The organism is Kluyvera ascorbata (genome assembly GCF_023195735.1).
GTDB classification, from domain to species: domain Bacteria; phylum Pseudomonadota; class Gammaproteobacteria; order Enterobacterales; family Enterobacteriaceae; genus Kluyvera; species Kluyvera ascorbata.
Genome location: NZ_CP096201.1, coordinates 1,469,036 through 1,495,620 on the forward strand (window position 1 = coordinate 1,469,036; position 26,585 = coordinate 1,495,620).

Consider the following 26,585-nt stretch of genomic DNA (forward strand, 5'->3'; position numbering starts at 1 on the left):
TGCCTGAAACCGGACGGAGCAGACAATGAGAACGCAAAAACGGTGTTTGGGGTACGTTGCCATCGTGGTGGATGATTACGATCGCGCCATCGCGTACTACACGCAAAAGCTTGGATTTACCCTCGTTGAAGATACGCCGCAGCCCGGTAAGCGCTGGGTGGTGGTTTCTCCGAACCCGGAAAGCGACTGCAATTTACTTCTGGCGCGCGCTTCAAACGAGCGGCAGGAAGGGTTTATTGGTAATCAGTGTGGCGGGCGGGTGTTTCTGTTCTTGCAAACTGATGATTTCTGGCGCGATTACAACGCCATGAAGGCAAATGGTGTGACGTTTTGCGAAGCGCCGCGAGAAGAAGAGTACGGTACGGTGGTGGTATTTGAAGACCTGTATGGCAACCGCTGGGATCTCTACCAGAACAAGCAAGGCTAACGTTGTGCGTATAATACGCTGTCGACACGCTCCATATGGCGCTATTTACTGATATGAATCTCAATCGTTTTTGCTATCTGCTGCTGGGCCTTGCGGCGCTCGGCAGTATTTTTACGCTGCATCCTTTTATGATGTGGTTTCTCCTGGTCAACGTTCTGACCATCGTGATTTATGGCGTCGACAAACTTGCCGCGCGCAAGGCCTGGCGCCGTGTGCCGGAATCTACGCTGCTGATTTTTGGTATGGTCGGTGGCTGGCCCGGCGCGATTGTGGGCCAGCAGTCCTTTCGCCACAAAACGCAAAAGCAGCCGTTTAAAACCTATTTCATCATCAGCGTGATAGTGAGTATCGCGGCGATGGTGGCGATTTACCTGCTGCTTACCAGGGGGATGGTATGAACCTGTACATCACTGACCCGAACGGGGACTTAGTCTTACAAAACGGCAGTCGCATCGTGGTTGAGTTTGATGACGGTAAAACGCTCGAACTGACAGACAGTCCGCAGCCGCTACCGGCTGAAATCCCAGAAGGTATTCACCTCTGGGGAGGCAGAATGCCATCTGAGACGGATTATACCGGGTGCTCACAGCTGAACATGATACCGGTGGCGGCGAACGGCATGATTATCTCTCCACGGCATGAAAATATTATTGCTTCGGGTGAAATAGCGCTGTTCATTGCGAGTACTGAAGGGGATTTACGTCCTGTGAAAGAGAATAAGTTACTGATTGAAATGAGCAATGGAAAAACGCTTGAGATCATGGCTGACTATGGCAAAAAGGGGCTGCTTATCTGGGGTGGGCGTGAGCCTATTGCTGGTCTGCCCCTGGAAGAACTCCAGAAAAGAACCGAAAGCCTGGGTATTTACCCGTTAGCCAGTAATGTTGTGCATCTCTTTCCCTATCAACTGGCGTAGTGCCGCGCCGCGCTTCTGAGCGGCGCCGGCGATCGCCATGATTGTGGTTAATGGTCTTTGTCGGCGGAGGTGTTTTCGCGCGACAGTGAGATATTTTTTTCGCGTAATAGCCGCAGCATCCGATTATGCTGCCATTGGGCAATACGTTCCCGGAAGACAAACGTCCTCAGTGCACGAACGGCAATCAGCGAGCCCCAGATAAGCGTCACTATCAGTGACCAGTAACTCCCCGGGGAGTAAAAGTAGTTCACCGTCATCAGCGCGGCGCAGATCAGAAAAGCAATGGTCAGGGTGCGATAGAAGCGAGCCTCTTCCAGTACACGACGCCTGGCATCGAGAATGCGCGTATCCAGTGCGTCGTTTGCCAGCTCTGCCTCATCGGACAGCTCAGATACCGTGACATTAAACACGGAGGCTAGCGCGCTGATTGTTTCTAGTCCCGGCGTATGCCCCTTTTCAATGCGTTGTACCGTTCTTACAGACAGAGAAGCCAGCTGCGCGAGCTGTTCCTGTGACCATGCATTTTTGAGCCGGTAAGCTTTGATTTTTTCACTGGTATTCATGATTGTTGCCTCGCAGATTCGTGATAGAAAGATTCTTGCACATCTTTTCCCGCAGCGGCACGACAGGCAGGCGACATCAACCCGACACGCGGACGACATCCTGATTTGGGTGGCTTTTTTAACCTGCCGCTCAACGGTAAAATTCGCTATGCAGGCCAGGATAGCGGATGCTAAAAACGTTAACGTATTGAGATAATAGATAAGGATAGGGCTGTGTTAAAAAAATTGGTCACAGGGCAACTGAGCTTGCCGATGACGTTCTGGGGATGGGGATTTTGTGGCGCTCTGGTGTTGGGCCTTCTGGGGCTGGCTGGGGTCCATACCGGCCATGCGGCGATGGTGCCGCTGTCTTATATCTTTAAGGTGATTCTGTTCTGCGCGGTATTATCCGGGATTACGTTTATTCAACGCCGGAAAATCACGGTGTTTGGCGTGCTGGCGTTTATTATTGTCCTGGTGCTATTGGTGCTTAACGGCATCATGTTTATCGGGCTATCTTCATTATTGTTTGAATAACTCTCGCGCGAAAATAACGCATTGATGGAGCCATTTCAGGTTATACGCCGGTAACCGACGATAGGTTATCGGTGAACTCAGTATTAACTACCGCTTTTTGGTGACCGCCTCACACTTTCCCTTATTTTTCGCTAAGACTAAGACGCCGGACCTCACAAACAGGCGTATTAAACATTTCATTAACATTTCTCTTGCGACGATTGTTGAATAATTTTATTAATATTTAATCGCTTACATTAAATAGCGAAGCACTCTATTCATCATCACTCACGAGCTGACCTATGACGACAAAACCTGCCGCTGAAGTTTGTGCGGCTCCTGGCCTGTTTCAGACGTTAAAAACGTTCCCCGCGACCGTCCATGCGCTGCTGTTTTTTACCCTGGTCATTCGGTTCAGCTATTTTATGGCGTGGCCATTTATCGCCGTTATCATGACGCAGAATTATCATATGTCGCCTATTGCCATTGGTCTGGCGATGACCAGTAGCGCGCTTATTTCGGTGGTGCTCGGGATGTATGGTGGGCAGATCTCTGACAGGTTGGGGCGACGGGTTATTCTTCTGCTGGGCTGTGGGTTTTCCGCCGTGGGCTACATCATTCTGGCGCAGGCGACGGGCATGGCGCTGTTTATCTGTGGCCTGATGATTATCGGCGTCTGTTTTGCGTGGGTTGACCCTCCGGTGCGCGCGCTGATGAGTGATTTATTGGGCGACCGTCGCCGCCGTGCGCTTGCCCTGCAAATGCGCTACTACCTGATAAACGTCGCGGCCGTCTTTGGCCCTCTGGTGGGGATCGTTTTCGGCCTGACATCGCAAAAGGGCACTTTCCTGATAACGGGCCTCAGCTACCTGCCGTTTTTCGTCTACGTACTGCTGTTTGTTCCTGCGGGTAAACTTCTGGATGAGGGGCAGCAGACCGGCAGCGGGCCTGCTATTAAGTTTCATCAGGTAATAGGCGTGATTGCCAGAGATAAAATCTATATTGCGGCGCTGCTGTGCAGTATTTTGTGCAGCGTGGTGTTTATCCATTATGAAGCCGTTCTGCCCCAGTATCTTCTGTCGCTGGATGGCAACGCAGCGATTAAACTGATAACCCTGATACTGGTTACCAACGCCTGTACTGTGCTGGTATTTCAGACCTTTATCGTGCGATTTATGGCGCAGATGACGCTGCCCAGGCGCATTCTGATGGGCGGTGCGGTCTTCTTTCTCGCGCAACTGAGCTTTTTTTCCATACGCTCGACGGACATGGGGCTCTGGCTGTCGGCTACCTGCCTGTTTAGCATGGGGGAGGCGATTTTGATGCCGAACCTGAACATTTTGCTCGATCAGCTCGCGCCGGCTGAGCATCGTGGCGCTTATCTGGGAGCATCAACGCTGTCGACGCTGGGTATCGCTGTCGGGCCGCTAATCGGTGGAGTACTGCTCGCGATGACCGGGGCGGGGGTGTTTATCGGCACAGCGTTGCTGAGCCTGCTGCTGTGCGCAATTATTTATATCAGCAGAAGAAACATGCTGGCGCGCCTGCTGGACGCTTAAATGGGGGGGGGCGCGCCAGCAAGCAAAATACGCTGTATCAGATTTATGCCTTAAATCGTGCACCGTACTCTCCCGGTGTGAGCCCAAATTCCCGATGGAAAAGTCGACAAAAATAGTCGCTATCCTGATAGCCGCAGCGCTGTGCCACTTCCGCAATCGAGAGATGGTATTTTTGCAGGATCATCCTTGCTTTTGCCATGCGCACCCAGCGCACGTATTCGACAAAGCTCATAGTGCCGTGTTGGGTAAACAGCTTTGAGAGATGGTTGGGCGTGATATTGAAAAACTGTGCCACGCTGTCGCGGGTGAGCGGCTGCGCATAGTTGTCCTGTACCCAGTTGCACATGCTCTGGTAGAGAAATTCTGAACGCGGGCGCTGTGCTTCCGGACGTATATTAACAACGCTCCGGCACAGGTGCAGCAGGCTGAGCATCAGCGGTTGAATAACATCCTGCATCTGCGGTGAGCGGCTCAGATGGGTTAGGGCGGTGAGGATGGCTTCGCCTTCGCCGCGCTGCAGATGCGGAAGTTCGATACGACGAACCGGGCGGAGCAGGGAGGCGGTGCGGTTATCGTAGAACGAAAGCCCCAGCCAGGCCGGAGCAAAAACCAGGCTTAACAGCATCACCGGTTTATCGCTCACCGGCAGGTTCGCGGCGCGAGCGGGAATAAACAGCATCTCCCCCTCGGTCAGGCGATGCTGATCTTTATGCAGTTGATTGCCGTATTCGCCGCGCAACACCACGTCGAGGCGCGGGAGGTCTAGGCACAGACTGCCGTTTGGCAGACTGGTGGGATGGGTGGCAAACCAGACTCGGCCTAGCCTTTGTGAATTGAGCACCAGGCCGCTGAACAGATCGGCAAAAAACTGTTGGTCTGCTGGTAGTTCTGATGCTTTCATTCCCCATCCTGCGCTATAAATGCATTATCTGCCTGAATTCTTTCACCTTACTGCGGCTTACCGGCACCTGGAACTCCAGGTCACGCAGGCGCAGAATATAGGTGTTATTAAACCACGGTTCTATCTCGCGTATTTTATTCAGGTTCACACAGAAGGAACGATGACAGCGGAAAAACTGGCTAGACGGTAGCTTGGCGCAAAATTCGGTGATGTTCATCGGCATCACGTACGATTCGCGCCGGGTATAGACGAAGGTCATTTTTTCGTGCGCTTCGGCGTAGTAGATATCGTTAACCGGCGTGACGATAATGCGCTCGTCTTTAATCAGGTTAACCGTGTCATTTTCACGCGGCGCGCTGCTGACAACGTTAACATTGCCAGATTGCTGCTGTTGCCAGCTCGACTCGAGCTTTTGCAGCATGGTGACGATGCGTGATTCCTGATACGGCTTCAGAATGTAGTCAAATGCTTCCAGCTCAAAGGCTTCTACCGCATGTTCTTTCCACGCGGTGATAAAGACAATAAATGGCTTGTGGGCAAACTGACTGATGTTTTGCGCCAGCAGCACGCCGTCGAGCGACGGAATGTTGATGTCGAGAAAGATGGCATCGACTTTGTTGTGCTGCAAAAATTTAAGCACGTCGAGCCCGTCGTCAAACGTACCGATAATCTCCATCTGGCTATGCTGTTGAATCAGCCAGGTTAGTTCCTGCTGGGCCAGGAATTCATCTTCAACAATGATGACCTTCATACGGGCTCCGGGTTAAGGCAGTAACGTGGCGGCGGCCGGAATGGCCGTACGCTGGTTTGGAATATAGAACGCAATCTCGGTGCCCGGCTCCAGGCGGCGGATATGCAGCCCTTCACCGTACAGCAGCTTAACGCGGTGGTGTACGTTCAGCAGGCCAATTTTGTTGCCCGGCATTTCATTGGCTTCGACTCGCGCAATCACCAGCGGGTCGATGCCAGGGCCAGTATCCCGCACGCCGATACGCACGCGGTTGCCGGACTCCGTCACACTAATGGTGACTACACCTTTCCCTTTGCTGCGCTGAATTCCGTGCACGATGGCGTTTTCCACCAACGGTTGAATCAGCAGGCTGGGAATAAAGCAGTTCACCTCATCGTCGATATCGTAAATCACCGTGAGCTTATCGCCGAAACGCGCCTGCTCAATGGCGATATAGTCTTTAATCTGGTACAGCTCTTTACGGATATCAATCTGCTCATCATCTTTTAATTCAATGTTATAGCGCAGGTAGCGTGAGAGATTGAAAATCAGCTGCCGTGCGGTATCCGGGTTCATGCGAATCGACGACGAAATGGCGTTCAGCGCGTTAAACAGAAAATGGGGATTAATTTTACTTTGCAGCGCGCGCAGCTCTGCCTTATTTGCCATTTCCCGCAGCTGTTCGGCGCGGGAAACCTCAAGTTGGGTCGAAATGATCTGCGATAAACCGATCGCCATTTCCTGTAGCGAGGACGTTATCTGGTGCGCGTGGCAGTAATAGATTTTCAGCGTCCCGGTCACTACCCCGGTTTCCAAAAGCGGGATCACCAGCATCGAGTGGATTTCCGGCGTGCGGTAGGCTTCATCATTGTTTTTAATGATGATTTCGTTGTTGTTGATAGCCTGTTTGGTGGTTGGGCTGATGGCGTCATCATTGTTGTGGTAGTTATCTTCTCCCACGCCAACGTATGCCAGTACGCGATCGGTGTTGGTTATGGCTACCGCATCGGCGTGAATATCCTGGCGAATGATGTCGCAAATCTGGCGCAGTGTGTCGCTGTTAATCTGGCGAAACAGAGGCAGGGTTTTATTGGCGATATCCAGCGCCAGCTTGGCCTGGCGCGCAGCGCTGGCCTCTTTTTCACCCTCAACGCTCTGCACCAGCAGGACGATAAAGCCGATACAGACGCTGCCGGCAATCATCGGGATGCCGATTTTCGACACAATGTCGACCCCAAGCGCCATGGTTGGTGCAAAAAGAATCACCAGAATCATGGTGCCCGTTTCGCACAACATACCGCCGAGGATACCTACACGCCAATGCCGCTCTTTTGGGACTTTGCGGTGAATGACGCCCGAAATAATGCCTGCGGCAATGGTGGTAATAAAACAAGGAATGGCGGTCACTCCGCCAATATCGCTTAAATAACGGTACGCACCGGCAATGATCCCGGTAATGATACCCACCCAAGGACCGAAAAGGATGCCCGCGGACATCACCGAAATAATCCTGACGTTCACCAGCGACCCTTCCACCGGCACGCCGGACCAGGTGCTGAAGATAGCAAACATCGAGAAAATAACCGTTACCGCCAACAGTTCTTTCGGGGTATGCGCGGATTTATGCAGCAGTTCGCGGAACAGACGGATGCGAATCAGGAAAAAGAGGCAAATCAGCATTAATGCGGCTCGATCATAGACCGCGAGCAGCATATCGAATATTTCGTGCATGGGAGCGCCGGGTTTTTCAGGAAAGTCTTATGATAAGAAACCCGGCGGCGGATGACCAGCGATACGCATGAATAGGGATAAACCTTATTTTTAAAAGGGGATTGATAGAGAAAATGAATCATGAAGGAGAGATGGTGAATCTGCGAAGCATCACAACAGCTACAATGCAAAAATCTGGATAACACACTGTTATTATAATGTTCTGTTTTTCACTTATCCGAACAACGGTGATTGATTCGTTTGTTCGCGACTTCCCCTTTTAACCACAGCAATAATTTTTTACGTCCCCTCTCGACAGCGCCATTTTTTTCAGGTTATTTTCTAGTCATGCCACATCGGTGGCAGCGTCGCTCGAACGGTTCGGGCGCTAACGTAAATCTGAGGAACCTATGGCTGACTCCAGTCCTGAACGCCGTTTTACGCGTATCGATCGCTTACCCCCTTATGTTTTTAACATCACCGCTGAACTGAAAATGGCTGCGCGTCGGCGCGGCGAAGATATCATCGATTTCAGCATGGGGAACCCGGACGGCGCGACGCCGCCGCACATCGTCGAGAAGCTCTGCACCGTGGCACAGCGCCCGGACACCCATGGCTACTCCACTTCGCGAGGTATTCCGCGCCTGCGCCGCGCGATTTCTCGCTGGTATCAGGAGCGCTACGACGTTGAAATTGACCCGGAAGACGAAGCGATCGTCACCATTGGTTCGAAAGAGGGTCTGGCGCACCTGATGCTGGCCACGCTCGATCACGGTGATACCGTGCTAGTGCCAAACCCAAGCTACCCGATCCACATTTACGGCGCGGTGATTGCCGGGGCTCAGGTACGATCCGTACCGCTGGTGGAAGGCGTCGACTTCTTTAACGAGCTGGAACGTGCGATTCGCGAAAGCTACCCAAAACCAAAGATGATGATCTTAGGTTTCCCGTCTAACCCGACCGCGCAGTGCGTCGAGCTGGAATTCTTCGAAAAAGTGGTCGCGCTGGCCAAACGTTACGATGTGCTGGTGGTGCACGACCTGGCCTATGCCGACATCGTGTACGATGGCTGGAAAGCGCCGTCGATTATGCAGGTACCCGGTGCGCGCGACGTGGCAGTAGAGTTCTTCACGCTGTCCAAAAGCTACAACATGGCGGGCTGGCGTATCGGCTTTATGGTCGGTAACAAAACCCTGGTCAACGCGCTGGCGCGTATTAAAAGCTATCACGACTACGGCACCTTCACGCCGCTTCAGGTGGCGGCCATTGCCGCCCTCGAAGGGGATCAACAGTGCGTGCACGATATTGCTGCCCAGTATAAGCGCCGCCGGGATGTGCTGGTGAAAGGGTTGCATGAAGCGGGCTGGATGGTCGACATGCCGAAAGCGTCAATGTACGTGTGGGCTAAGATTCCGGAGCAGTACGCGCATATGGGCTCGCTGGAGTTTGCCAAGAAGATGCTGCAGGACGCGAAGGTGTGCGTATCTCCGGGTATCGGCTTTGGTGACTATGGAGACACTCATGTCCGTTTTGCGTTGATTGAAAACCGTGACCGCATTCGTCAGGCTATCCGTGGAATTAAAGCCATGTTCCGCGCCGACGGTCTGCTGCCGTCAGAGCACAAACCGGCTGGCTGATTTTCGTTGCCCCACAAATGCAAACAGGAGCCAATTGGCTCCTGTTTTTTTTGCATTTTTATTGGCTAGATCATCAGGGCGAACGTGCCGGCAAAAACGATGACCATAAAGGAAATGCCCATAAAGAAATATTTCACGACTCATCTCTCCGCGTAATTTTTTCTACGCATTTATGACCAGGTAGTACTACGAGCTGATATCAACCGACGGAAAAAGACTGACCCATTTTCGCGGCTGACATCACCTCAGAATTCTGTGCATTTGTGCTCCAGATGGCGCTAATGTACGCCTAAAGATGAGGGGAAACAAGAGAGATTTTTTTATTAATTTTTAGTTACTTACGAGTGTCGTGATTCGGCGACACTTTAATTTCATCCGGTAATAAATTTCATTCTGGCGACGTTTATTTTGACCGTTTCTCGCCCTTTAAACCCTATTGATTTTATGGCTAATTTTGCGACAGACGTCAAAAAATTTTGCCGTACCTGCGTACCCCTCATCCTTTTTTCCGCTGCTGCAAAATGTGCTGCTGCTTTCGTGAGCGATCTCTGACTTTTGCTTTTTCGCCGCGATGTAAATATGGACCAGGCTCAATTGTGGAGATATTGGCAGGTTTTGTTTTTACTTTTTGTTTTTTCAATGAATACTTGAAGGCCGAGGGATAATACTAATAGAGGATTTTTTATGATGACTCAGAGCATTCGCCGCTCAATGTTAACGGTGATGGCGACGCTACCCCTGCTATTTAGCAGCGCAACGCTGCATGCGCAGACGAACAGCGTGCAACAGCAGCTGGAAGCCCTGGAGAAAAGTTCGGGAGGTCGGCTTGGCGTTGCGCTGATTAACACCGCCGATAATTCGCAGATTCTCTACCGTGCCGATGAACGTTTTGCGATGTGCAGTACCAGTAAGGTGATGGCGGCCGCGGCGGTGCTTAAACAGAGCGAGAGCGATAAGCACCTGCTAAATCAGCGCGTTGAAATCAAGAAGAGCGACCTGGTTAACTACAATCCCATTGCGGAGAAACACGTTAACGGCACGATGACGCTGGCTGAGCTTGGCGCAGCGGCGCTGCAGTATAGCGACAATACTGCCATGAATAAGCTGATTGCCCATCTGGGTGGGCCCGATAAAGTGACGGCGTTTGCTCGCTCGTTGGGTGATGAGACCTTCCGTCTGGACAGAACCGAGCCCACGCTCAATACCGCCATTCCAGGAGACCCGCGTGATACCACCACGCCGCTCGCGATGGCGCAGACCCTGAAAAATCTGACGCTGGGTAAAGCGCTGGCGGAAACTCAGCGGGCACAGTTGGTGACGTGGCTTAAGGGCAATACTACCGGTAGCGCGAGCATTCAGGCGGGTCTGCCGAAATCATGGGTAGTGGGCGATAAAACCGGCAGCGGAGATTATGGCACCACCAACGATATCGCGGTTATCTGGCCGGAAAACCACGCGCCGCTGGTTCTGGTGACCTACTTTACCCAACCAGAGCAGAAGGCGGAAAGCCGTCGGGATGTTCTGGCTGCGGCGGCGAAAATCGTAACCCACGGTTTCTGATGCAATAAATGGAGCGAGGTATCGCTCCATTTACGTTAAAAATGTGCTCCTGAACTTCAGTCTTGTCTTGCAACGAACCCTCATCTCTTTCTATCATTCCGCTCTTTTTTCTGAACCAAATAGCTTAGCTTTAGGAAGGTAATAGATAACGATTTCTTATGTAAACTATTTTATTTTAAATAATGTTTAAGGCATTTAATTATTAGGTTGTTTGTTTTTATTGTAATTATCTGATTTACACTTGCAGTATTCCTATTTTTTTACAGTGGAATAATTTCAGCCTTCCGTATCTCCTTTCTGTCTGCATGGTTGTTTTCTAATGGTTTTTTATGCTTTAAGAATTTTATTTATTTTTAATAGTTGAACTAAGAGCCATCTTAAAAGCTTATTGACAATAAATTACCTCAATGAAATTATTCTAATATGGATAAGGAGGGGACAATGAAGTCGCTCAATAATAATTTTGCAAGAGTTACCTGTATGAGCTGCCCTTCTCATTGTGAAGTTAAGCCAAATGCCTCTCTACGGGTTTCATTTTGTCAGGAATACTGTTTTTGTACCTGGCCTGAAGCCAGTCGCTATTTCTCACTCGGTATCATGGAGGGTCTCCTTAAACAGCAATATCACTACCTGTATCTTGGGTGTGTTTTTGTTGATTTCTCTATTAGCTATCTGCGTTTTTTTACTGACAAAAAATGGTTGGACTATTTATACGAAACAAAACTAAAGATTGTTCTCGTTTGCGATAGGCACCTCAGACCATTGGCTAATTACTGGTATAAGCATCACAAAGATATTTTTTTGATTATTTATCAACAGGATAATTTAAAGTCTGCTGGTGAGAAATTAAAGAAAAGATTTATCTATCAGAGAGATGCGTTTTTTCATGGACTATCTCTGTCAACGCTCGAGTTCGATGTCCTGGGGGCACTGATTGCGGGTGAAGATTGTAACCATCTGGCCAGGGGGCGCCATCTTGATATCCGTGCGGTGTATGCCGCAAAGCGACGGGCGGAGAAGAAAATGGGTGCTGATATCAATACGCTACTTCGATTTTCGCACTCATCATAAACGTCATTAAATAGGTTTGTTTTTATCTTTTCTAAATCACCTCATGGTGAGGGAGGCTTACAATTTAAATTCAATGAAAGGATGTTTTTCATTATTTAAACATTGATGTAAATACGTCATGACGGGCTCCCTGCGTCTTAATAAAAGGTAGTCTGATAAATAAATATTAAAACAACAATCTGGCAGCAACACAAAAAGGAAGAAGAGAAGGAGTTTATTATGATGCCAAAACCTCTGGAACGTAAGCCGTTAGCACTGTGTATCGCCACCGCGTTACTGATGTCTAATTTCTATTGTACTACCGCGCATGCCGAAACATTTCTTGCAACTACTACACTTTATTATTATGGATCCGGTAATAGCAATGGAAATAACAGCGACTTCACCAACTATGATGAGGTGAATATCACTACCACCGATAGAGGAACAACCAGCGGTGGTCTTAAAGGCTGGGCTATCTACATGAACGGTGAGAACTATAAGTTTAACGATCTTACTGTTAAAACCACCGGCATGACGGCGGACGGTATTCACACCAAGAATGGTGGCGGCAATATCGTTATTGAAAATTATAACGCTATTACCAGTGGTTACAGCTCCGATGGTATCAACCTTGGACGGGAGCTTAACGCGAACTATTCCCGCGTGACGGTCAACAATGAAACCAACATTAAGGCGGCGGGTATGGGCGTTCGCGCCAACGCCTCAATCAATAACGCCAATGCGGTTGCCACTATCACCCTTAATGGGCCAACAACCATTGAAACCACCTCCGCAGGCTCTACTGTGGCGGGCTATGCGGTGTATGCCGGCCAGGATACCGAAGCCAACAGTACGGCGGTGAAAGGCAAGGCGGAAATCTTCCTCAATGGTGATAGCACGCTTAAAACGGTCGGCAAGAGCGCACACGCCGTTTATGCCCGGGCTGCGGGCACCGTGTCGTTGGGTAATGTGAATATTTCGGCAATGGGTGACTTAGCCAACGGGCTGTTTGCTTCTTCGTCATCAGCAGGTCAGCAGGCGGCTATTTATCTGGCAAAAGATGCCGTGATTAACGTAGGCACCGGCTCAGCGGTTTATGCCTCCGGCGCCGAGGCGCTGGTAAAATCTTACGACATTGATAGCGGTACAGAGGTAGCGGGCGTTTACCTGATAAACGGGAATATCGTTGCCGATAACGATGGACAGGTTTCGCTGCATATGGCGGACGGTAGCGTGTTCACCGGTATCACCAACTCAAATCAACTAGCAGCCTCAGCCGCCAATGCCGGGGATATCGCCCTGCAGATTGATGGCAGTAACAGCCTCTGGAAAATGACCGGTGATTCGGTGCTGTCCTCACTCACGCTGAATAACGGTACGGTTGAGTGGGCGGGAGCATCGGCGGGTAACGTGTTGACGGTGGCCGGTAATTACCAGGGAAACAACGGCCTTCTGCGGATTAATACGGTGCTCGGTGATGATAATTCGGTGACCGATAAGCTGGTGGTGGAAGGCGATACTTCCGGTACCACGTTTGTCGCCGTCACCAATGCCGGGGGCAGCGGTGATAAGACGATTAACGGGATTGAAGTGATCCACGTTGATGGCGCTTCTGACGGCAACTTTGTTCAGTCCGGACGCATTGTCGCTGGCAGCTATGAGTATGCGCTGCGCCGGGGAGAAGGGACAGCGTTTAACCACTGGTATTTGATGAACGCCGCAACCACCCCGGAAGAACCGGTGCCAGAAAAGCCAACGCTGCGTCCGGAGAGCGGCTCCTATATTGCCAACCTGGCCGCGGCCAACACGATGTTTACGACTCGTCTGCATGACCGACTGGGTGAGACGCAGTATATCGACCGGTTAACGGGGGAACAGAAGGTCACCAGCATGTGGATGCGTAACGTCGGGGGGCACACGCGCTTTAAAGATTCCAGCGGGCAGTTGAGTACCCAGAGCAACCGCTATGTGCTTCAGCTGGGGGGCGATATTGCCCAGTGGAGTACCAACGGCCTTGATCGTTGGCATCTGGGGCTGATGGCTGGCTACGGCAATAGCCAAAGCAATACGCAGTCTGATGTGAGTCGTTATCACTCCCGAGGGCAGGTCACGGGCTATAGCGCCGGGATTTATGGCACCTGGTATGCAAACGAAGCGGATAAAACGGGCAGTTATCTGGATAGCTGGATCCTCTACAACTGGTTTAACAATAAGGTGTACGGAGAGAGACTGGCGAGCGAGAAATATGATTCAGACGGCATTACCGCATCCGTTGAGGGGGGCTATAGCTTCCTGATGGGTGAGCGTCGCGACGGGCGCTCTACTTATTGGCTACAGCCGAAAGCACAGCTCACCTGGATGGGGGTGCAGGCCGATAATCATACGGAAGCAAACGGTACGCGTGTGAAGGGGAAGGGCGATGGCAACCTGCAAACCCGACTTGGGCTGAAAGCGTTTATCAAAGGATATAGCGCGATCGATGAAGGGAAAGAACGTGAGTTTCAGCCGTTCGTTGAGACTAACTGGATCTACAACACGCGGTCCTACGGCGTTGTCATGAATGGTGTCACCAACTACCAGGCGGGGACGCGCAATATCGGTGAACTCAAAGCCGGTGTGGAAGGACAGTTAGGGAAAAACCTGCATCTCTGGGGCAACGTCGCTCAGCAGATTGGGGATAAAGGTTACAGCGATACACAGGGTATGCTGGGGATGAAGTACGCCTTCTGATGCTTTGGCTAGGTGGCTGGTGTAAAGCACTCCAGCCACCTGTTTTCGCTGGTGGTGCTGATGTGCTGGCGTATCGAGAACGCGATGAAAATTTATGCTGAAGAGTTGCGCATCATTATGGACGCTATCATGAAGATTATTTTTGATGATGGTGAAGACACTCAACGCGATATGACTTTTCGAACATTGTTACAGGAGATGGAGACCAGAGAGTACCCTGAATCGGTAAGAACGTTGTGCCAGCAGGCTGCTCATACCTGGAGCCTGGCGAATGATATGACGGAGGCTGCGGATAAAAAGACACTGCAGCAGTCGGCGATTGCAAATCTTCTGGCTGCCTTCGGGCGTATCAACGGCCTGGTAGCAACGGAAGCCTACATCCTACAACGAAATAAAGAGCAGCTCGGCTTACGCTAGGTGTTCAACGATTTCCCTGAAAGTTTGCCCCGTGATAAACGGGGCTTTTTTTATCGCCTTAATGGGGAAGATAGCGGTCACCCACCTGCGCTATCGCATACCAGGCCATCAGCTCGGCCGTACCCGCGTCTCCTTCTGCAGGGGACCACGGCGCATAATCTTCTTCAGCAACGGGTTGATAGGCTCCCTGCTTCACTTCAAAAATCACGCCGCCGTTATCGAGCGATAGCACCGCGTGCCAGATTCCGGCCTCCATTTCCAGCACGGTGCAGGTTTCTCCAGGCACCGCCCGGTGCGTCACCGTACCTTGCTCATCAAAATTCAGCACGACAAAGCGCCCGCTGAGCGGCAGTAGCAGCTCAAAGGTGTGCGGATGACGATGGGGGCGTACATAGGTGCCAGGCTCCATAGCAATCGCCAGGCGCTGAACCGGGTCGCTTAACTCCGGGTGAAAGTTACGGTGCGCACGCAGGCGAGGGGAATGTGCGGCGGCGGCACTTTGCTGTTGCATATCGTTACAGGTGATCTGCTTCATCCTGACGGCCTTGTTAATAGAGGAAATTATGGTCGCCAGATTGCCAGAACCTGATAGGTAAGTGAAGCGCCGGCTTGTGTCTTACATCACCAGGGCTCATAGTTGCATTGTTGTTATTTAATTTATGAATAATTGTTATGTGAGAGATGCCGATGGAGATGTACCTGAAGAAGATGAAGAGCGAATGGCTTTCGCTACTTGAGCAGACCGAACCTCACATACGACAGTTGACCGCAGAAATTGCGGTGGCAAATGCACGCACGCTGTGTGCCGAGTTTTATAAAGTGGTGCTGGCTGACCCGCATGCTGAAGAGTTTCTCAGCAATGAGCAGGTGGAAAAACAGCTTAAGAGCGCGCTCGAACGGTGGATCATCGATATCCTGTCTTGCAAAGAGGAGGATATTGACCGCCTGCTTGCGGCCCAGCACACTGTGGCTGAAGTGCACGCGCGCATCGGCATACCGGTTGAGCTAGTGGAGATGGGCTTCCGGGTGCTGAAAAAAATTCTCTATCCCGTCATTATTTTTAGTTCTCAGGTGTCTGCGGATAAGCTGCAGATCTACCATTTTTCTATCAACAGTATCGATCTTGCGATGGAAGTGATGTCACGGGCCTTTTCTTTCAGCGAAAGCAGTATGTCGAAAGACGATGAAAACTATCGTATTTTCTCACTGCTGGAGAACGCTGAAGAGGAGAAAGAGCGGCAGATTGCAACATTGCTGACCTGGGAGCTCGATATTCTTTATAAAGTCGTACTCGATGTTGATTTAGGGAATGGTATGCCGCTCAGCCAGTCTGATTTCGGCCTCTGGTTTAACCATAAAGGTCGCCACTATTTCAGTGGAATTGCCGAGGTGGGGCATATTTCAAGGCTGATGCAGGATTTTGACGGTGTGATTCATGCCCTGAGCACCGAGGGGAAATCACTCGGTAATAAAGCCGAGCGTAATAAATTCCTGATTCAGCTCAGGAGCACGGTATCGCAGATCCTGACCTTGTTACGCGAGCTGTTCGAAGAGGTCTCGCGCCATGAGGTGGGTATGGACGTCCTCACCCGGCTGCTCAACCGCCGCTTCCTGCCGACTATCTTCAAACGTGAAATTGCCCATGCTAACCGGGTTGGCACGCCGTTGTCAGTCCTGGTGATTGATGTGGACAAGTTCAAACAGATTAACGATACCTGGGGTCACAATACCGGCGATGAGATTTTACGTCGCGTCTCCCAGGTCTTTTATGACAACGTCCGAAGCAGCGACTACGTTTTCCGCTACGGCGGCGATGAATTTGTTATTGTGCTGACTGAAGCGACGCAAATTGACACGCTGCGTACCGCCGAGCGTATCCGCAGCCGGGTGGAAAAAACCAAGGTGAAGGCCTCGGACGGCAACGATATTTCGCTTTCGCTGTCGATTGGTGCGGCGATGTTTAATGGCCATCCGGACTATGAGCGTTTGATTCAACTGGCGGATGAAGCGCTTTATATCGCGAAAAAACGGGGAAGAAACCGCGTGGAGATGTGGAAGGCTGGGCAGTAAATTAGTCTGCTGTGGTTTCATTTTCTTGCGTGGAAGGAAGGTATTTTACGCAGCCGCATCGTTTTGGGTGCGGCTGTCACGCGTCATCCGACCTCATGCAATTCCAGATATCCTTTTCTGATGTCATACCGCAGATGTTTTGTCAGTGAAAACTGCGGATCTGCGGGATCGAATCTACGTCTGATCATGTCCTGGTAGGCCTGCACGGTCATGCCGTCATATATTTCTTGATTGATATTATAGCCTGAGCAGTTTGCACCATTGCTTGTTCCATTACGGTGGGACGTGCCGATAATACGAATAATAAAATCTGGATATTCAGACAGATTAATACCGTGGACGTTTTGAGCAGAAATAATCATGAGATATAAGCTTCAAAGGGGGAATGGTGTGCGACGAAGCATAGTGGAATATTCGGGATTTGTCCCTGCAGGAATCGAATAAATGTCTAATTTTATGATATTTATAGTTTTATTTTTATCGTAAATGTCTGGTACCAGCAAAAATACCATCAAGGGCCGTCAGAATGATGATTTTGGGCAAAGCAGGAATGTAATCCAGGGATGGCAAGGCATCATATGGCCGACACTATGCTGTATGAGGCATTGAGCTGTTAATATAGCCGTCCCGAGGATGAACGCTGCGTGTGATGGAGTGATATGACTAGTAATCATTGGCTGGACCAAATGACAGAGTGGCTCAACGAAGCCCGACAGATGCACCAAAATCTCAACAAAAAAAATGCTGTTGAGTTTAATGTTTTTCGGTATATCACTGCAGACGAAAATGGTCTTTCACGCATCCTGGCTGACTTGCTCGACGTGCGCGGTGTTCATGGTCAGCAAGCTCTCTTTCTCAGTACCTTTCTAGATTTGATAGGGAAAAGCTTATGGGATGCAACATCTTGTCGGTTTGTTGAGTGTGAACAGCAGACTGATGCCCTGGGCACTAAACGTCGAATTGATATCGTCGTACAAGGGGAGCGATGGACACTTGGTATAGAGAACAAACCCAGTGCCGCCGATCAACCCAATCAGGTTTTGGACTATCTCCACGAGCTAAGGAAGCGCCGCAGCGTACTAAACGAAACGTTGCTGATTTACCTGACTCCTGAAGGGAACAAGCCAACTCCGTTTAGTATTGATGTGCACCAATGTGACGCCGCGCTTCAGTCTGGTGAGCTTGTCCTCCTGTCGTATCAAAGCCTCGTCGTTTGGCTTGAAGGGCTGTGCAAAAATGATGATATACCTTACCGCTTGCGAGTCTTTCTATTCGATTTGCAGCGTTTTATTTCGGTGAATGTGCTGAATTGCAGGGAGGGAAAGGTTGTGGATGTTTTGTTAGACAAGATCTTTACTGACGAATCAACGCTGGATACCACGTTAAGTCTACTAAGTCTGCAAAATAGCATTTATCAAACGCTGACGAAAAAAGCGACTGCAGATTTGATTCCACCAGCAGGCTGGGAGGTATGTCGAAAATTATATCCAGATTACGGGATTGGATTGCGTCCACCAGAGGCCATTGGCTGGCACTACTGTATCGAACCTTTCAAAGGGAGTTATCAGGATTGGAGTTACGGCATCAAGCTGGATGATGCTTCGAATGCTACCGAATCAGCCTTGCTGGCTGCGCAACAACTCAAAATAGATTTCCCAACAGGGGCGAAAGCGAGTGCCTGGTGGCCATGGTGGCGTAGTTTTAATGGATATTTGTCGCATGACCTTGATCCCATTGAATACAGGGATTGGCTTTCGAGTAATCGTGCATGGCTTGAAATGAACAATGGTGAGTTCTCCAGGCGCTGTGTCGATTTGTTTGTTCGGTTACATGAGTCGGTTAGCAGTAGAAGTGGTTCTAACGAATAATGGTTTTCTAGTCGTTGCCCAAAACCTCGTGTCAGGTCATTACGTAACGCACTAATCTGTGTAAAATCAGAGCTCACCCAATATCGTGGAGTGCTTTGCTATGGCTGGCGTAAACAAATCTCATCTGAGCGAAACGGACATCATCACCAAATTTATCCTACCAGCGGTTAAGGGTGCTGGCTGGGACATGATGTCGCAGGTCCGTCAGGAAGTGAAACTCCGCGATGGTAAGATTGTGGTTCGCGGCAAACTGGCCTCACGTATCAAAGTTAAGTCTGCGGACATTGTTCTTTATCACAAGCCGAATTTGCCGCTTGCGGTGATAGAAGCCAAAGCCAATCAGCACGCCATCAGCAAAGGAATGCAGCAGGGTCTGGACTACGCCAGCTTGCTTGATGTTCCCTTTGTGTTTGCGACCAATGGCGACGGTTTTGTTTTCCACGATAAAACCAACCCGCAACAGCTTGAGTCAGAAATCACCCTCAGTGATTTTCCAACTCCTGAACAACTCTGGCAGAAATATTGTCTCTGGAAAGGGTTTACTCAGGAACAGCTGCCCGTCATAAGCCAGGACTACTACGATGACGCCAGCGGAAAATCCCCTCGTTATTATCAGATGCAGGCGATCAACCGAACGGTAGATGCTGTATCAGCGGGTAAGAACCGCATTCTATTGGTGATGGCTACCGGGACGGGGAAAACCTACACCGCATTCCAGATAATCTGGCGGCTGTGGAAAGCGAAAAACAAAAAACGCATTCTGTTTCTCGCAGACCGAAATATTCTGGTCGATCAGACCAAACGCAACGATTTTAAGCCATTTCGCTCAGCGATGACCAAAGTGACCGGGCGCACCGTTGACCCCGCTTATGAAGTGCATCTGGCGCTGTACCAGGCCATTACCGGGCCAGAAGAACATCAAAAAGCCTATAAGCATGTTGCACCGGATTTCTTTGATCTGATAGTCATCGACGAATGCCACCGTGGCAGCGCCTCTGAAGATTCTGCCTGGCGGGAGATCTTGGAATATTTTGGCAGTGCTACCCAGATTGGCCTGACGGCAACACCGAAAGAAACCGAAGAAGTCTCCAGCACCGATTACTTTGGTGATCCGGTTTATACCTATTCCCTGAAAGAAGGCATTGAAGACGGCTTTCTCGCACCTTACAAAGTCGTGCGCGTTGATATCGACGTTGATGTCCAGGGCTGGCGACCGGTTAAGGGTCAGTTAGATAAATACGGCGAAGAGATAGAGGACCGTATTTACAACCTGAAAGATTTTGACCGCATGCTAGTCATTGATGAGCGCACCATGCTGGTGGCGCAGACCATCACCGATTACCTGAAACGTACCAACCCAATGGATAAAACTATCGTTTTTTGCAACGACATCGATCACGCTGATCGAATGCGTCATGCCCTGGTGGTGCTCAACCCCGAGCAGGTGTTGAAGAACGAAAAGTACGTGATGAAGATCACCGGTGACGATGATATCGGCAAGGCTCAACTGGATAACTTTATCAATCCTAAAAAAGCCTACCCCGTTATCGCGACAACATCAGAATTGATGACCACTGGCGTTGATGCGCAGACCTGCAAGCTGGTGGTATTGGATCAAAATATTCAGTCGATGACGAAGTTCAAACAAATCATCGGGCGCGGCACACGTATCAACGAAAAGTACGGCAAGCTGTGGTTCACCATTCTCGACTTCAAAAAAGCGACAGAACTGTTTGCCGATCCACGCTTTGACGGCTTGCCAGAAAAAGTGCTGGTGGTAAAACCTGACGACATTTCGGACCCGGCGTCTGATTTTAATGATCAACTCGATGCGGAAGATAGCGCTGATGATGATAGTGTCGTCAATGAAACACGTGAAGATAGTGCAGAATATACGGTTAACCACGACAAGTTCACTGGAAACGGCGAATTCCACGACGATGACGAAAACAAAGTCCGCAAATTCTATGTGAACGGTGTGGACGTTAAAGTGCTGGCGAAGCGCGTTCAGTACTACGATGCTGACGGTAAACTGGTGACCGAATCTTTCCAGGATTACACCCGCAAAACGATGCTCAAAGACAGCGAATACGCCTCTCTGGATAGCTTCGTGCGCAAATGGCAGGAAGCTCCCCGCAAGCAGGTCATCATTGAAGAACTGGAGCAACTCGGAATTCTGTGGGATGTGCTGGCCGAAGAAGTCGGAAAAGATCTCGATCCGTTTGATCTGCTCTGTCACGTAGTGTACGGTCAGCCGCCGTTGACGCGCCATGAGCGTGCCGCCAACGTGCGTAAACGTAATTACTTCACCAAATATGCCGAACCCGCGCAGCAGGTGCTGAACACGTTGCTGGATAAATACGCTGATGAAGGCGTGCGGGAAATCGAAGACGTGCAGGTGTTGAAGCTGAAACCCTTTGATTCGATAGGGCGTCCGATTGAAATCATCAAAACCCGCTTTGGTGATAAACAAGCCTATGAGCAGGCAGTGAATGAACTGGAAAACGAAATCTACCAGTTACCGCCGCGCTCAGCCTGATAACGTATAAATACATTGCCATTGACCGCGTCTGCGACCGGTGGCATCCTTTTTTAAGTATGGAAAGAAAACATGTCGATTAGCTCAGTCATTAAATCCCTTCAGGACATTATGCGTAAAGACGCCGGTGTGGACGGCGATGCCCAGCGTCTAGGGCAGCTTTCATGGCTGCTGTTTTTGAAGATTTTTGATACCCAGGAAGAAGAGCTGGAACTGGAGCAGGATGACTACCAGTTCCCGATCCCCCAGCGCTATTTATGGCGTAGCTGGGCGGCGAACAGCGAAGGCATCACCGGTGATGCGTTGCTGGAATTTGTGAACGACGACCTGTTCCCGACGTTGAAAAACCTCACCGCGCCGATCGATAAGAACCCGCGTGGCTTTGTGGTCAAACAGGCGTTCAGCGATGCCTACAACTACATGAAAAACGGTACGCTGCTGCGGCAGGTGATCAACAAGCTCAATGAAATCGACTTCAGCAGCAGCCAGGAACGTCATCTGTTTGGCGATATCTACGAACAGATCCTGCGCGACCTGCAAAGCGCCGGGAATGCGGGTGAGTTCTACACCCCGCGTGCCGTGACGCGTTTTATGGTCAACCGCATTGATCCGAAGCTCGGCGAGTCGATTATGGATCCGGCCTGCGGAACCGGTGGTTTCCTCGCCTGCGCATTCGATCATGTGAAAGAGCATTACGTCAACACCACCGAAGACCATAAAACTCTGCAGCAGCAGATCTATGGCGTAGAGAAAAAACAGCTTCCGCACCTGCTGTGTACTACCAATATGCTGTTGCACGGCATCGAAGTGCCGGTGCAAATCCGCCACGACAACACCCTCAACAAACCGCTCTCTTCATGGGATGAACAACTGGACGTGATCGTCACCAATCCACCGTTTGGCGGTACCGAAGAAGACGGCATTGAGAAAAACTTCCCGGCAGAGATGCAGACTCGTGAAACCGCCGATCTGTTCCTGCAACTCATTATCGAAGTGCTGGCCGACAAAGGCCGCGCGGCTGTGGTGTTGCCGGATGGCACACTGTTTGGCGAAGGTGTAAAAACTAAAATCAAAAAGCTGCTCACCGAAGAATGCAACCTACACACCATCGTGCGTTTGCCAAACGGCGTGTTTAGCCCCTACACCGGTATTAAAACCAATATTCTGTTCTTCACCAAAGGCCAGCCAACCAAAGATGTCTGGTTCTATGAGCACCCGTACCCGGATGGTGTGAAGAACTACAGCAAAACCAAACCGATGAAGTTTGAAGAGTTCCAGACCGAAATCGACTGGTGGGGCAGTGAATCTGACGGTTTTGTCAGCCGCGAAGAGAACAATCAGGCGTGGAAAGTCAGCATCGGCGACATCATTGCCCGCAACTTTAACCTTGATATAAAGAACCCGTATCAGGGCGAAACCGTCAGCCACGACCCGGATGAGCTGCTGGCGCAATACCAGACTCAGCAGGCGGAAATCGGCGAGCTGCGTAACCAGCTGCGCGATATCCTCGGAGCCGCGCTGGCGGGCAACAAGGGGGCGAACTGATGGCCGTTGAGAAACTGATCACCGACTACATCGATATCTGGTCCTCTGCACTGCAAACCCGCTCCATGGCCGGGCGCAGCAGTAACGGTAAAATCGACCTCTATGGTATTAAGAAACTGCGCGAGCTGATTCTGGAACTGGCGGTGCGCGGCAAACTGGTGCCGCAGGACCCGAATGATGAACCGGCGTCTGAGTTATTGAAACGTATTGCTGTCGAGAAAGCGGAGCTGGTGAAGCAGGGTAAAATTAAAAAACAGAAGCCGCTACCTGAGATTAGCGAGGATGAAAAGCCGTTTGAGTTGCCGGAGGGGTGGGAGTGGCAAAGATTGATCGAGTTGGGTTCATGGGCCATAGGCTCAGGGTTTCCAACTTCTATTCAAGGCATTACCTCTGAAGATATCCTGATGTGTAAAGTTAGTGACATGAATCTTCAAGGAAATGAAAAATATATTAAAGCTACAAACAATACTATCTCCGAGGAATCGGCTATTCAGCGAAAAATAAATGTTTCCGAACCCGGAACGGTAATATTTCCTAAAATTGGTGGGGCTATTGCTACAAATAAAAGACGGATACTTGTCAAAAAAACAGCCATTGATAATAACTGCTTAGGGGTAAGACCTTTTGAACGAATAAATCTTGAGTGGTTTTTTTTAATCCTGAACGCCATTGATATGGCGAAGTATCAATCAGGAACATCTGTGCCTGCTATAAATCAGAGCGTGATTGGCAATATTGTTATTGCTCTTCCATCTGAGTGTATGCAAGCCAGAATAGTAGCAAAAGTTGAAGAGTTAATGTCCCTCTGCGACCAACTAGAACAGCACTCCCTGTCCAGCCTGGATGCCCACCAGCAACTGGTTGAAACCCTGCTGGCAACGCTGAGCGACAGCCTAAATGCCGAAGAACTCGCCGAAAACTGGGCGCGAATCAGCCAGCACTTCGACACACTATTTACCACCGAAGCGAGTATTGACGCGCTTAAGCAAACCATCCTGCAACTGGCGGTGATGGGGAAACTGGTACCGCAAGATCCTACCGATGAACCGGCATCAGAACTGCTAAAACGTATTGAGCAGGAAAAAGCACAATTGGTGAAAGAAGGCAAAATTAAAAAGCAAAAACAGTTGCCACCGATTAGTGAAGAAGAAAAACCGTTTGAGTTGCCGCAGGGGTGGGAATGGTGTCGTTTAGGTGGTATCGCTTATGTATTTTCTGGGAACACGTTCAAAAGCGAAGATTTTAATAATGAAAGTGGTGCGAAGTGTATTAAAATAACAAATGTAGGTGTTAACAATTTTGCTCATACTAATGACTACTTACCTGTTGATTTTTTGAATGTTTATAACGATTCGTTAGTTCAATGTGGTGATTTGTTATTAGCCATGACTAGACCTTATATTAGTGATGGACTTAAAGTATGTGTGTGCCCAAATTCATATGATCGATCTTTATTAAATCAGCGAGTTTGTGCTATTAGACCATATCATAAATCAAAACTTTATTATAAATATATGAGTTGTGAAACTGTATTGAATATTTATCAATCGAGATTTAATAACTCTGGGTTACAACCCAACTTAAAAATGAATGATATTACGGAACTTTTAATTCCAGTGCCACCAACTGCAGAACAGGACAGAATAATCACAACTATTGAAATGATGTCAGAAATATGTGACCAACTCAAATCTCGTCTGCAATCCGCCCAACAAACCCTGCTCCACCTGGCGGATGCCCTCACCGACGCAGCATTAAACTAAGGAGCAGACGATGCCGGTTCATCATGCTATCTGGCAGGTAGGGGAGAACCCTCAGCCGTTAACCATCAGTAAGCTCGCCAGTGAAAAACTGCTGCAGAAGATGATTATTCAAGATCCGTCCATACTATCCGATCAGTGGATGATTATCGGTTAGGAGGTCAATACGCTCGACAGTGGGCGTATTGACCTGTTGGCTATCGCGCCGGATGCCTCGTTGATCCTGATTGAACTGAAACGTGACCGAACGCCGCGTGAGGTAGTCGCGCAGGCACTGGATTATGCCTCTTGGGTGGATGACTTATCCACTGAGCATCTGTCGCAGATCTATGAAAAATTCTCTGGCGGCAATCTTGGTGACGCATTCAGGCAGCGCTTCAACGTTGAACTCGAAGATGACGCTATCAACAAGTCACACCAAATAATCATCGTCGCGGCAGAGCTAGATCCCTCCACTGAACGTATCGTTGACTATCTGAGTAAATATGGAATCTCGATTAACGTGCTGTTCTTCAGGGTGTTCCAGCACGGAGACGAGCAGTTCTTAAGTCGCGCCTGGCTTATCGATCCTAGTGAGACACAAACCAACGCCGCGCAGGCTACTGCCACCGGCGCTAGTGGCAAAGAATCCTGGAACGGTGAGTTTTACGTTTCGTTTGGTGATCCACAAAGCCGGGTTTGGGAAGAAGCACGACGCTACGGGTTTATCAGCGCGGGTGGCGGAAGTTGGTATAGCCAGACGTTAAAGCAGTTGCAGCCTGGCAATCGTGTGTGGGTAAAAATCCCGGCAACAGGTTATGTCGGTGTCGGCATAGTACAGAGCGCCGTTGAACCTGCCAGTAGTTTTACGGTCGATACTGATAGCGGTGAAAAGCTGGCGATGGACGTACTCAAGTTTGGCGACTGGTATCGCGAAAATGCTGACGACCCCGACAAATCAGAATACTTTGTCCCTGTGAAATGGCTTGAAACCCGCAGTGAAGAACAGGCGGTGAACGAGGTCGAATTCTTCGGCAACCAGAACACGGTATGTAAGCCTACCACGCCAAAATGGCGCCATACAGTGGATAAGCTAAAACGTATATTTTTACGTTGGGATAATGAACTGCCTGAATAAGGAGGGTAAGCATGATGTCTGTTAACGATAAGGTGTTGAGGCTCGCCTTCCAGGGGGAATGGGACGCTCTGTTACCGATTCTTCGTGATTATCCTCATCTGGTAAATCTTCCCAGTGAACCGAAAGGATATATACCGCTGCATCAGGCTGCATGGCATGGGGCTAATTTGTCGGTTATTGGCGAATTGTTAACGCTTGGCGCTGACCGAAGTGCGACAACGAACACCAAGCGGCAGACGGCTTATGACATCGTCATTGAAAAGCACAAACGACCTGATCTCGAGTTCCTTCTTTTCCCACAAAAAGTGACGATCGCGCAAATCATCAGAAAGGTGGTGGCCACTGAGCGGCAATTGTTTACAGATTATGATGGCAATCAACTTTTGGTCGATAAAATGATTGCTGCTTTAGGTGTTGAGCAATGTCCTGATGATCTTAACGAACTGGATGCCAGGCTAAGTCAGCTCTTTTTTGCGTTGACGGGGAAAGAGATATCAACGGCTGAAGCCATTCACTTTGATGTAGCAGAAGGTTTTACATACACGGTAGAGGCTGATTTTTTCAGGCTGATATTTTTCCCGTTGGTACATCAAGTAGCGGCAAAAAAGATTAGCTTTCTGGAACGCGAATGGGCCGTTGTATCAGACTTGTTTGACCCGGCCCCATCTCAATGGGGATCGCGTGGGAGCCTCTTCTTATGGCTGGAGATGCGCAAGGCATTATGTCAGGTAAGTATCTCGGAAGATGAAGACGAGTTGGCAAATATCATTGCGGCGGCATTTCAGGCATTGACTGGAAGATCATTAATTCATCGGGTAGGGGAAGATGAGTTTTTTGTAAAACGGTTTAGCCGTGGCGGCGGATCTTCAGGCTATGTTTCCTCCTTGTATTGGCTGAATAATGTCATCCCCCAGTTGCAAAAAAGACTGACCTGGATGCAGGCTGTTTGGTTGACCTTACCTCGTGAGGCTTAGTGCTTTTTTTTATT

At 49.8% G+C, this 26,585-nt stretch carries 23 protein-coding genes and 1 pseudogene; 17 read left to right on the top strand and 7 right to left on the bottom strand.

What is annotated here, in order from left to right; all coding sequences use genetic code 11:
- Positions 1-25 precede the first annotated feature (25 nt).
- Genes MY052_RS06990 through MY052_RS07000 form a run of 3 tightly spaced genes read left to right on the top strand, consistent with a single transcriptional unit; the run spans position 26 to position 1,343 of the window.
- Positions 26-427, top strand: a complete 402-nt coding sequence (locus MY052_RS06990; RefSeq protein WP_035895509.1) for a VOC family protein — start codon at positions 26-28, stop codon at positions 425-427.
- Between the two features lie 53 nt (positions 428-480).
- Positions 481-825, top strand: coding sequence for a DUF1294 domain-containing protein (locus MY052_RS06995; protein ID WP_035895511.1), 345 nt, complete (start codon positions 481-483; stop codon positions 823-825).
- Complete coding sequence (locus MY052_RS07000) at positions 822-1,343, top strand: hypothetical protein (protein WP_035895513.1); 522 nt, start codon at positions 822-824, stop codon at positions 1,341-1,343. Before MY052_RS06995 ends, MY052_RS07000 begins: the two co-directional genes overlap by 4 nt.
- 47 nt (positions 1,344-1,390) lie before the next feature.
- Here MY052_RS07000 and MY052_RS07005 read toward each other — a convergent pair whose 3' ends face one another.
- Positions 1,391-1,906 (bottom strand): helix-turn-helix domain-containing protein, encoded by a 516-nt coding sequence (locus tag MY052_RS07005; RefSeq protein ID WP_051910776.1) that lies wholly within the window; start codon positions 1,904-1,906, stop codon positions 1,391-1,393.
- Between the two features lie 213 nt (positions 1,907-2,119).
- On the opposite strand from MY052_RS07005, the gene MY052_RS07010 reads away from it, so the two are divergent.
- The gene (locus MY052_RS07010) at positions 2,120-2,422 is read left to right on the top strand and encodes a hypothetical protein (protein ID WP_035895519.1); all 303 of its coding nucleotides are present in this window, start codon (positions 2,120-2,122) and stop codon (positions 2,420-2,422) included.
- A gap of 281 nt (positions 2,423-2,703) precedes the next feature.
- The gene (locus tag MY052_RS07015; RefSeq protein WP_035895521.1) at positions 2,704-3,960 is read left to right on the top strand and encodes an MFS transporter; all 1,257 of its coding nucleotides are present in this window, start codon (positions 2,704-2,706) and stop codon (positions 3,958-3,960) included.
- Between the two features lie 43 nt (positions 3,961-4,003).
- Here the strand turns inward: MY052_RS07015 and MY052_RS07020 are convergent, their stop codons facing one another.
- The 3 genes from MY052_RS07020 to MY052_RS07030 are packed head-to-tail and all read right to left on the bottom strand — an operon-like array spanning position 4,004 to position 7,322.
- Positions 4,004-4,861, bottom strand: coding sequence for a helix-turn-helix domain-containing protein (locus MY052_RS07020; RefSeq protein ID WP_115073813.1), 858 nt, complete (start codon positions 4,859-4,861; stop codon positions 4,004-4,006).
- A 13-nt stretch (positions 4,862-4,874) separates the two neighbouring features.
- A complete protein-coding gene (locus MY052_RS07025) occupies positions 4,875-5,612 on the bottom strand; it encodes a LytR/AlgR family response regulator transcription factor (protein ID WP_035895523.1) in 738 nt (245 codons plus the stop codon).
- 12 nt (positions 5,613-5,624) lie between these two features.
- Positions 5,625-7,322: a sensor histidine kinase gene (locus MY052_RS07030; protein ID WP_035895525.1), complete on the bottom strand. Its 1,698-nt coding sequence runs from the start codon at positions 7,320-7,322 to the stop codon at positions 5,625-5,627.
- 389 nt (positions 7,323-7,711) lie between these two features.
- On the opposite strand from MY052_RS07030, the gene alaC reads away from it, so the two are divergent.
- The gene (alaC, locus tag MY052_RS07035) at positions 7,712-8,938 is read left to right on the top strand and encodes an alanine transaminase (RefSeq protein WP_202217489.1); all 1,227 of its coding nucleotides are present in this window, start codon (positions 7,712-7,714) and stop codon (positions 8,936-8,938) included.
- A gap of 65 nt (positions 8,939-9,003) precedes the next feature.
- Here the strand turns inward: alaC and ypdK are convergent, their stop codons facing one another.
- A complete protein-coding gene (gene ypdK, locus MY052_RS07040; protein ID WP_100249902.1) occupies positions 9,004-9,075 on the bottom strand; it encodes a membrane protein YpdK in 72 nt (23 codons plus the stop codon).
- A 547-nt stretch (positions 9,076-9,622) separates the two neighbouring features.
- On the opposite strand from ypdK, the gene blaCTX-M reads away from it, so the two are divergent.
- From blaCTX-M to MY052_RS07060, 4 genes are all read left to right on the top strand, one after another.
- A complete protein-coding gene (gene blaCTX-M / locus MY052_RS07045) occupies positions 9,623-10,498 on the top strand; it encodes a CTX-M family extended-spectrum class A beta-lactamase (RefSeq protein ID WP_248538425.1) in 876 nt (291 codons plus the stop codon).
- A 441-nt stretch (positions 10,499-10,939) separates the two neighbouring features.
- On the top strand, positions 10,940-11,569 hold the full coding sequence (locus tag MY052_RS07050) for a helix-turn-helix transcriptional regulator (RefSeq protein WP_248538426.1): 630 nt from the start codon (positions 10,940-10,942) through the stop codon (positions 11,567-11,569).
- A gap of 219 nt (positions 11,570-11,788) precedes the next feature.
- Positions 11,789-14,281, top strand: coding sequence for an autotransporter outer membrane beta-barrel domain-containing protein (locus MY052_RS07055; RefSeq protein ID WP_248538427.1), 2,493 nt, complete (start codon positions 11,789-11,791; stop codon positions 14,279-14,281).
- A gap of 12 nt (positions 14,282-14,293) precedes the next feature.
- On the top strand, positions 14,294-14,698 hold the full coding sequence (locus MY052_RS07060; protein WP_202217492.1) for a hypothetical protein: 405 nt from the start codon (positions 14,294-14,296) through the stop codon (positions 14,696-14,698).
- Between the two features lie 58 nt (positions 14,699-14,756).
- Here MY052_RS07060 and MY052_RS07065 read toward each other — a convergent pair whose 3' ends face one another.
- The gene (locus tag MY052_RS07065; protein WP_248538428.1) at positions 14,757-15,233 is read right to left on the bottom strand and encodes a WbuC family cupin fold metalloprotein; all 477 of its coding nucleotides are present in this window, start codon (positions 15,231-15,233) and stop codon (positions 14,757-14,759) included.
- 152 nt (positions 15,234-15,385) lie between these two features.
- Here MY052_RS07065 and MY052_RS07070 point away from each other — a divergent pair, with 152 nt between their 5' ends.
- Positions 15,386-16,768, top strand: a complete 1,383-nt coding sequence (locus MY052_RS07070; protein WP_202217494.1) for a diguanylate cyclase — start codon at positions 15,386-15,388, stop codon at positions 16,766-16,768.
- Positions 16,769-16,851: 83 nt separating this feature from the next.
- Here the strand turns inward: MY052_RS07070 and MY052_RS07075 are convergent, their stop codons facing one another.
- Complete coding sequence (locus MY052_RS07075; protein ID WP_202217495.1) at positions 16,852-17,130, bottom strand: hypothetical protein; 279 nt, start codon at positions 17,128-17,130, stop codon at positions 16,852-16,854.
- 297 nt (positions 17,131-17,427) lie between these two features.
- On the opposite strand from MY052_RS07075, the gene MY052_RS07080 reads away from it, so the two are divergent.
- From MY052_RS07080 to MY052_RS07105, 6 genes and pseudogenes are all read left to right on the top strand, one after another.
- The gene (locus MY052_RS07080) at positions 17,428-18,636 is read left to right on the top strand and encodes a PDDEXK-like family protein (protein WP_248538429.1); all 1,209 of its coding nucleotides are present in this window, start codon (positions 17,428-17,430) and stop codon (positions 18,634-18,636) included.
- Positions 18,637-18,736: 100 nt separating this feature from the next.
- The gene (gene hsdR, locus MY052_RS07085; protein ID WP_248538430.1) at positions 18,737-21,175 is read left to right on the top strand and encodes an EcoAI/FtnUII family type I restriction enzme subunit R; all 2,439 of its coding nucleotides are present in this window, start codon (positions 18,737-18,739) and stop codon (positions 21,173-21,175) included.
- A gap of 72 nt (positions 21,176-21,247) precedes the next feature.
- A complete protein-coding gene (locus tag MY052_RS07090) occupies positions 21,248-22,720 on the top strand; it encodes an N-6 DNA methylase (RefSeq protein ID WP_248538431.1) in 1,473 nt (490 codons plus the stop codon).
- Complete coding sequence (locus MY052_RS07095; RefSeq protein ID WP_248538432.1) at positions 22,720-24,483, top strand: restriction endonuclease subunit S; 1,764 nt, start codon at positions 22,720-22,722, stop codon at positions 24,481-24,483. Before MY052_RS07090 ends, MY052_RS07095 begins: the two co-directional genes overlap by 1 nt.
- A 10-nt stretch (positions 24,484-24,493) precedes the next feature.
- Positions 24,494-25,597: pseudogene (locus MY052_RS07100) on the top strand (nuclease).
- A gap of 11 nt (positions 25,598-25,608) precedes the next feature.
- Entirely contained in the window at positions 25,609-26,571 is a 963-nt protein-coding gene (locus MY052_RS07105) for an ankyrin repeat domain-containing protein (protein ID WP_248538433.1), read from the top strand.
- Positions 26,572-26,585 lie beyond the last annotated feature (14 nt).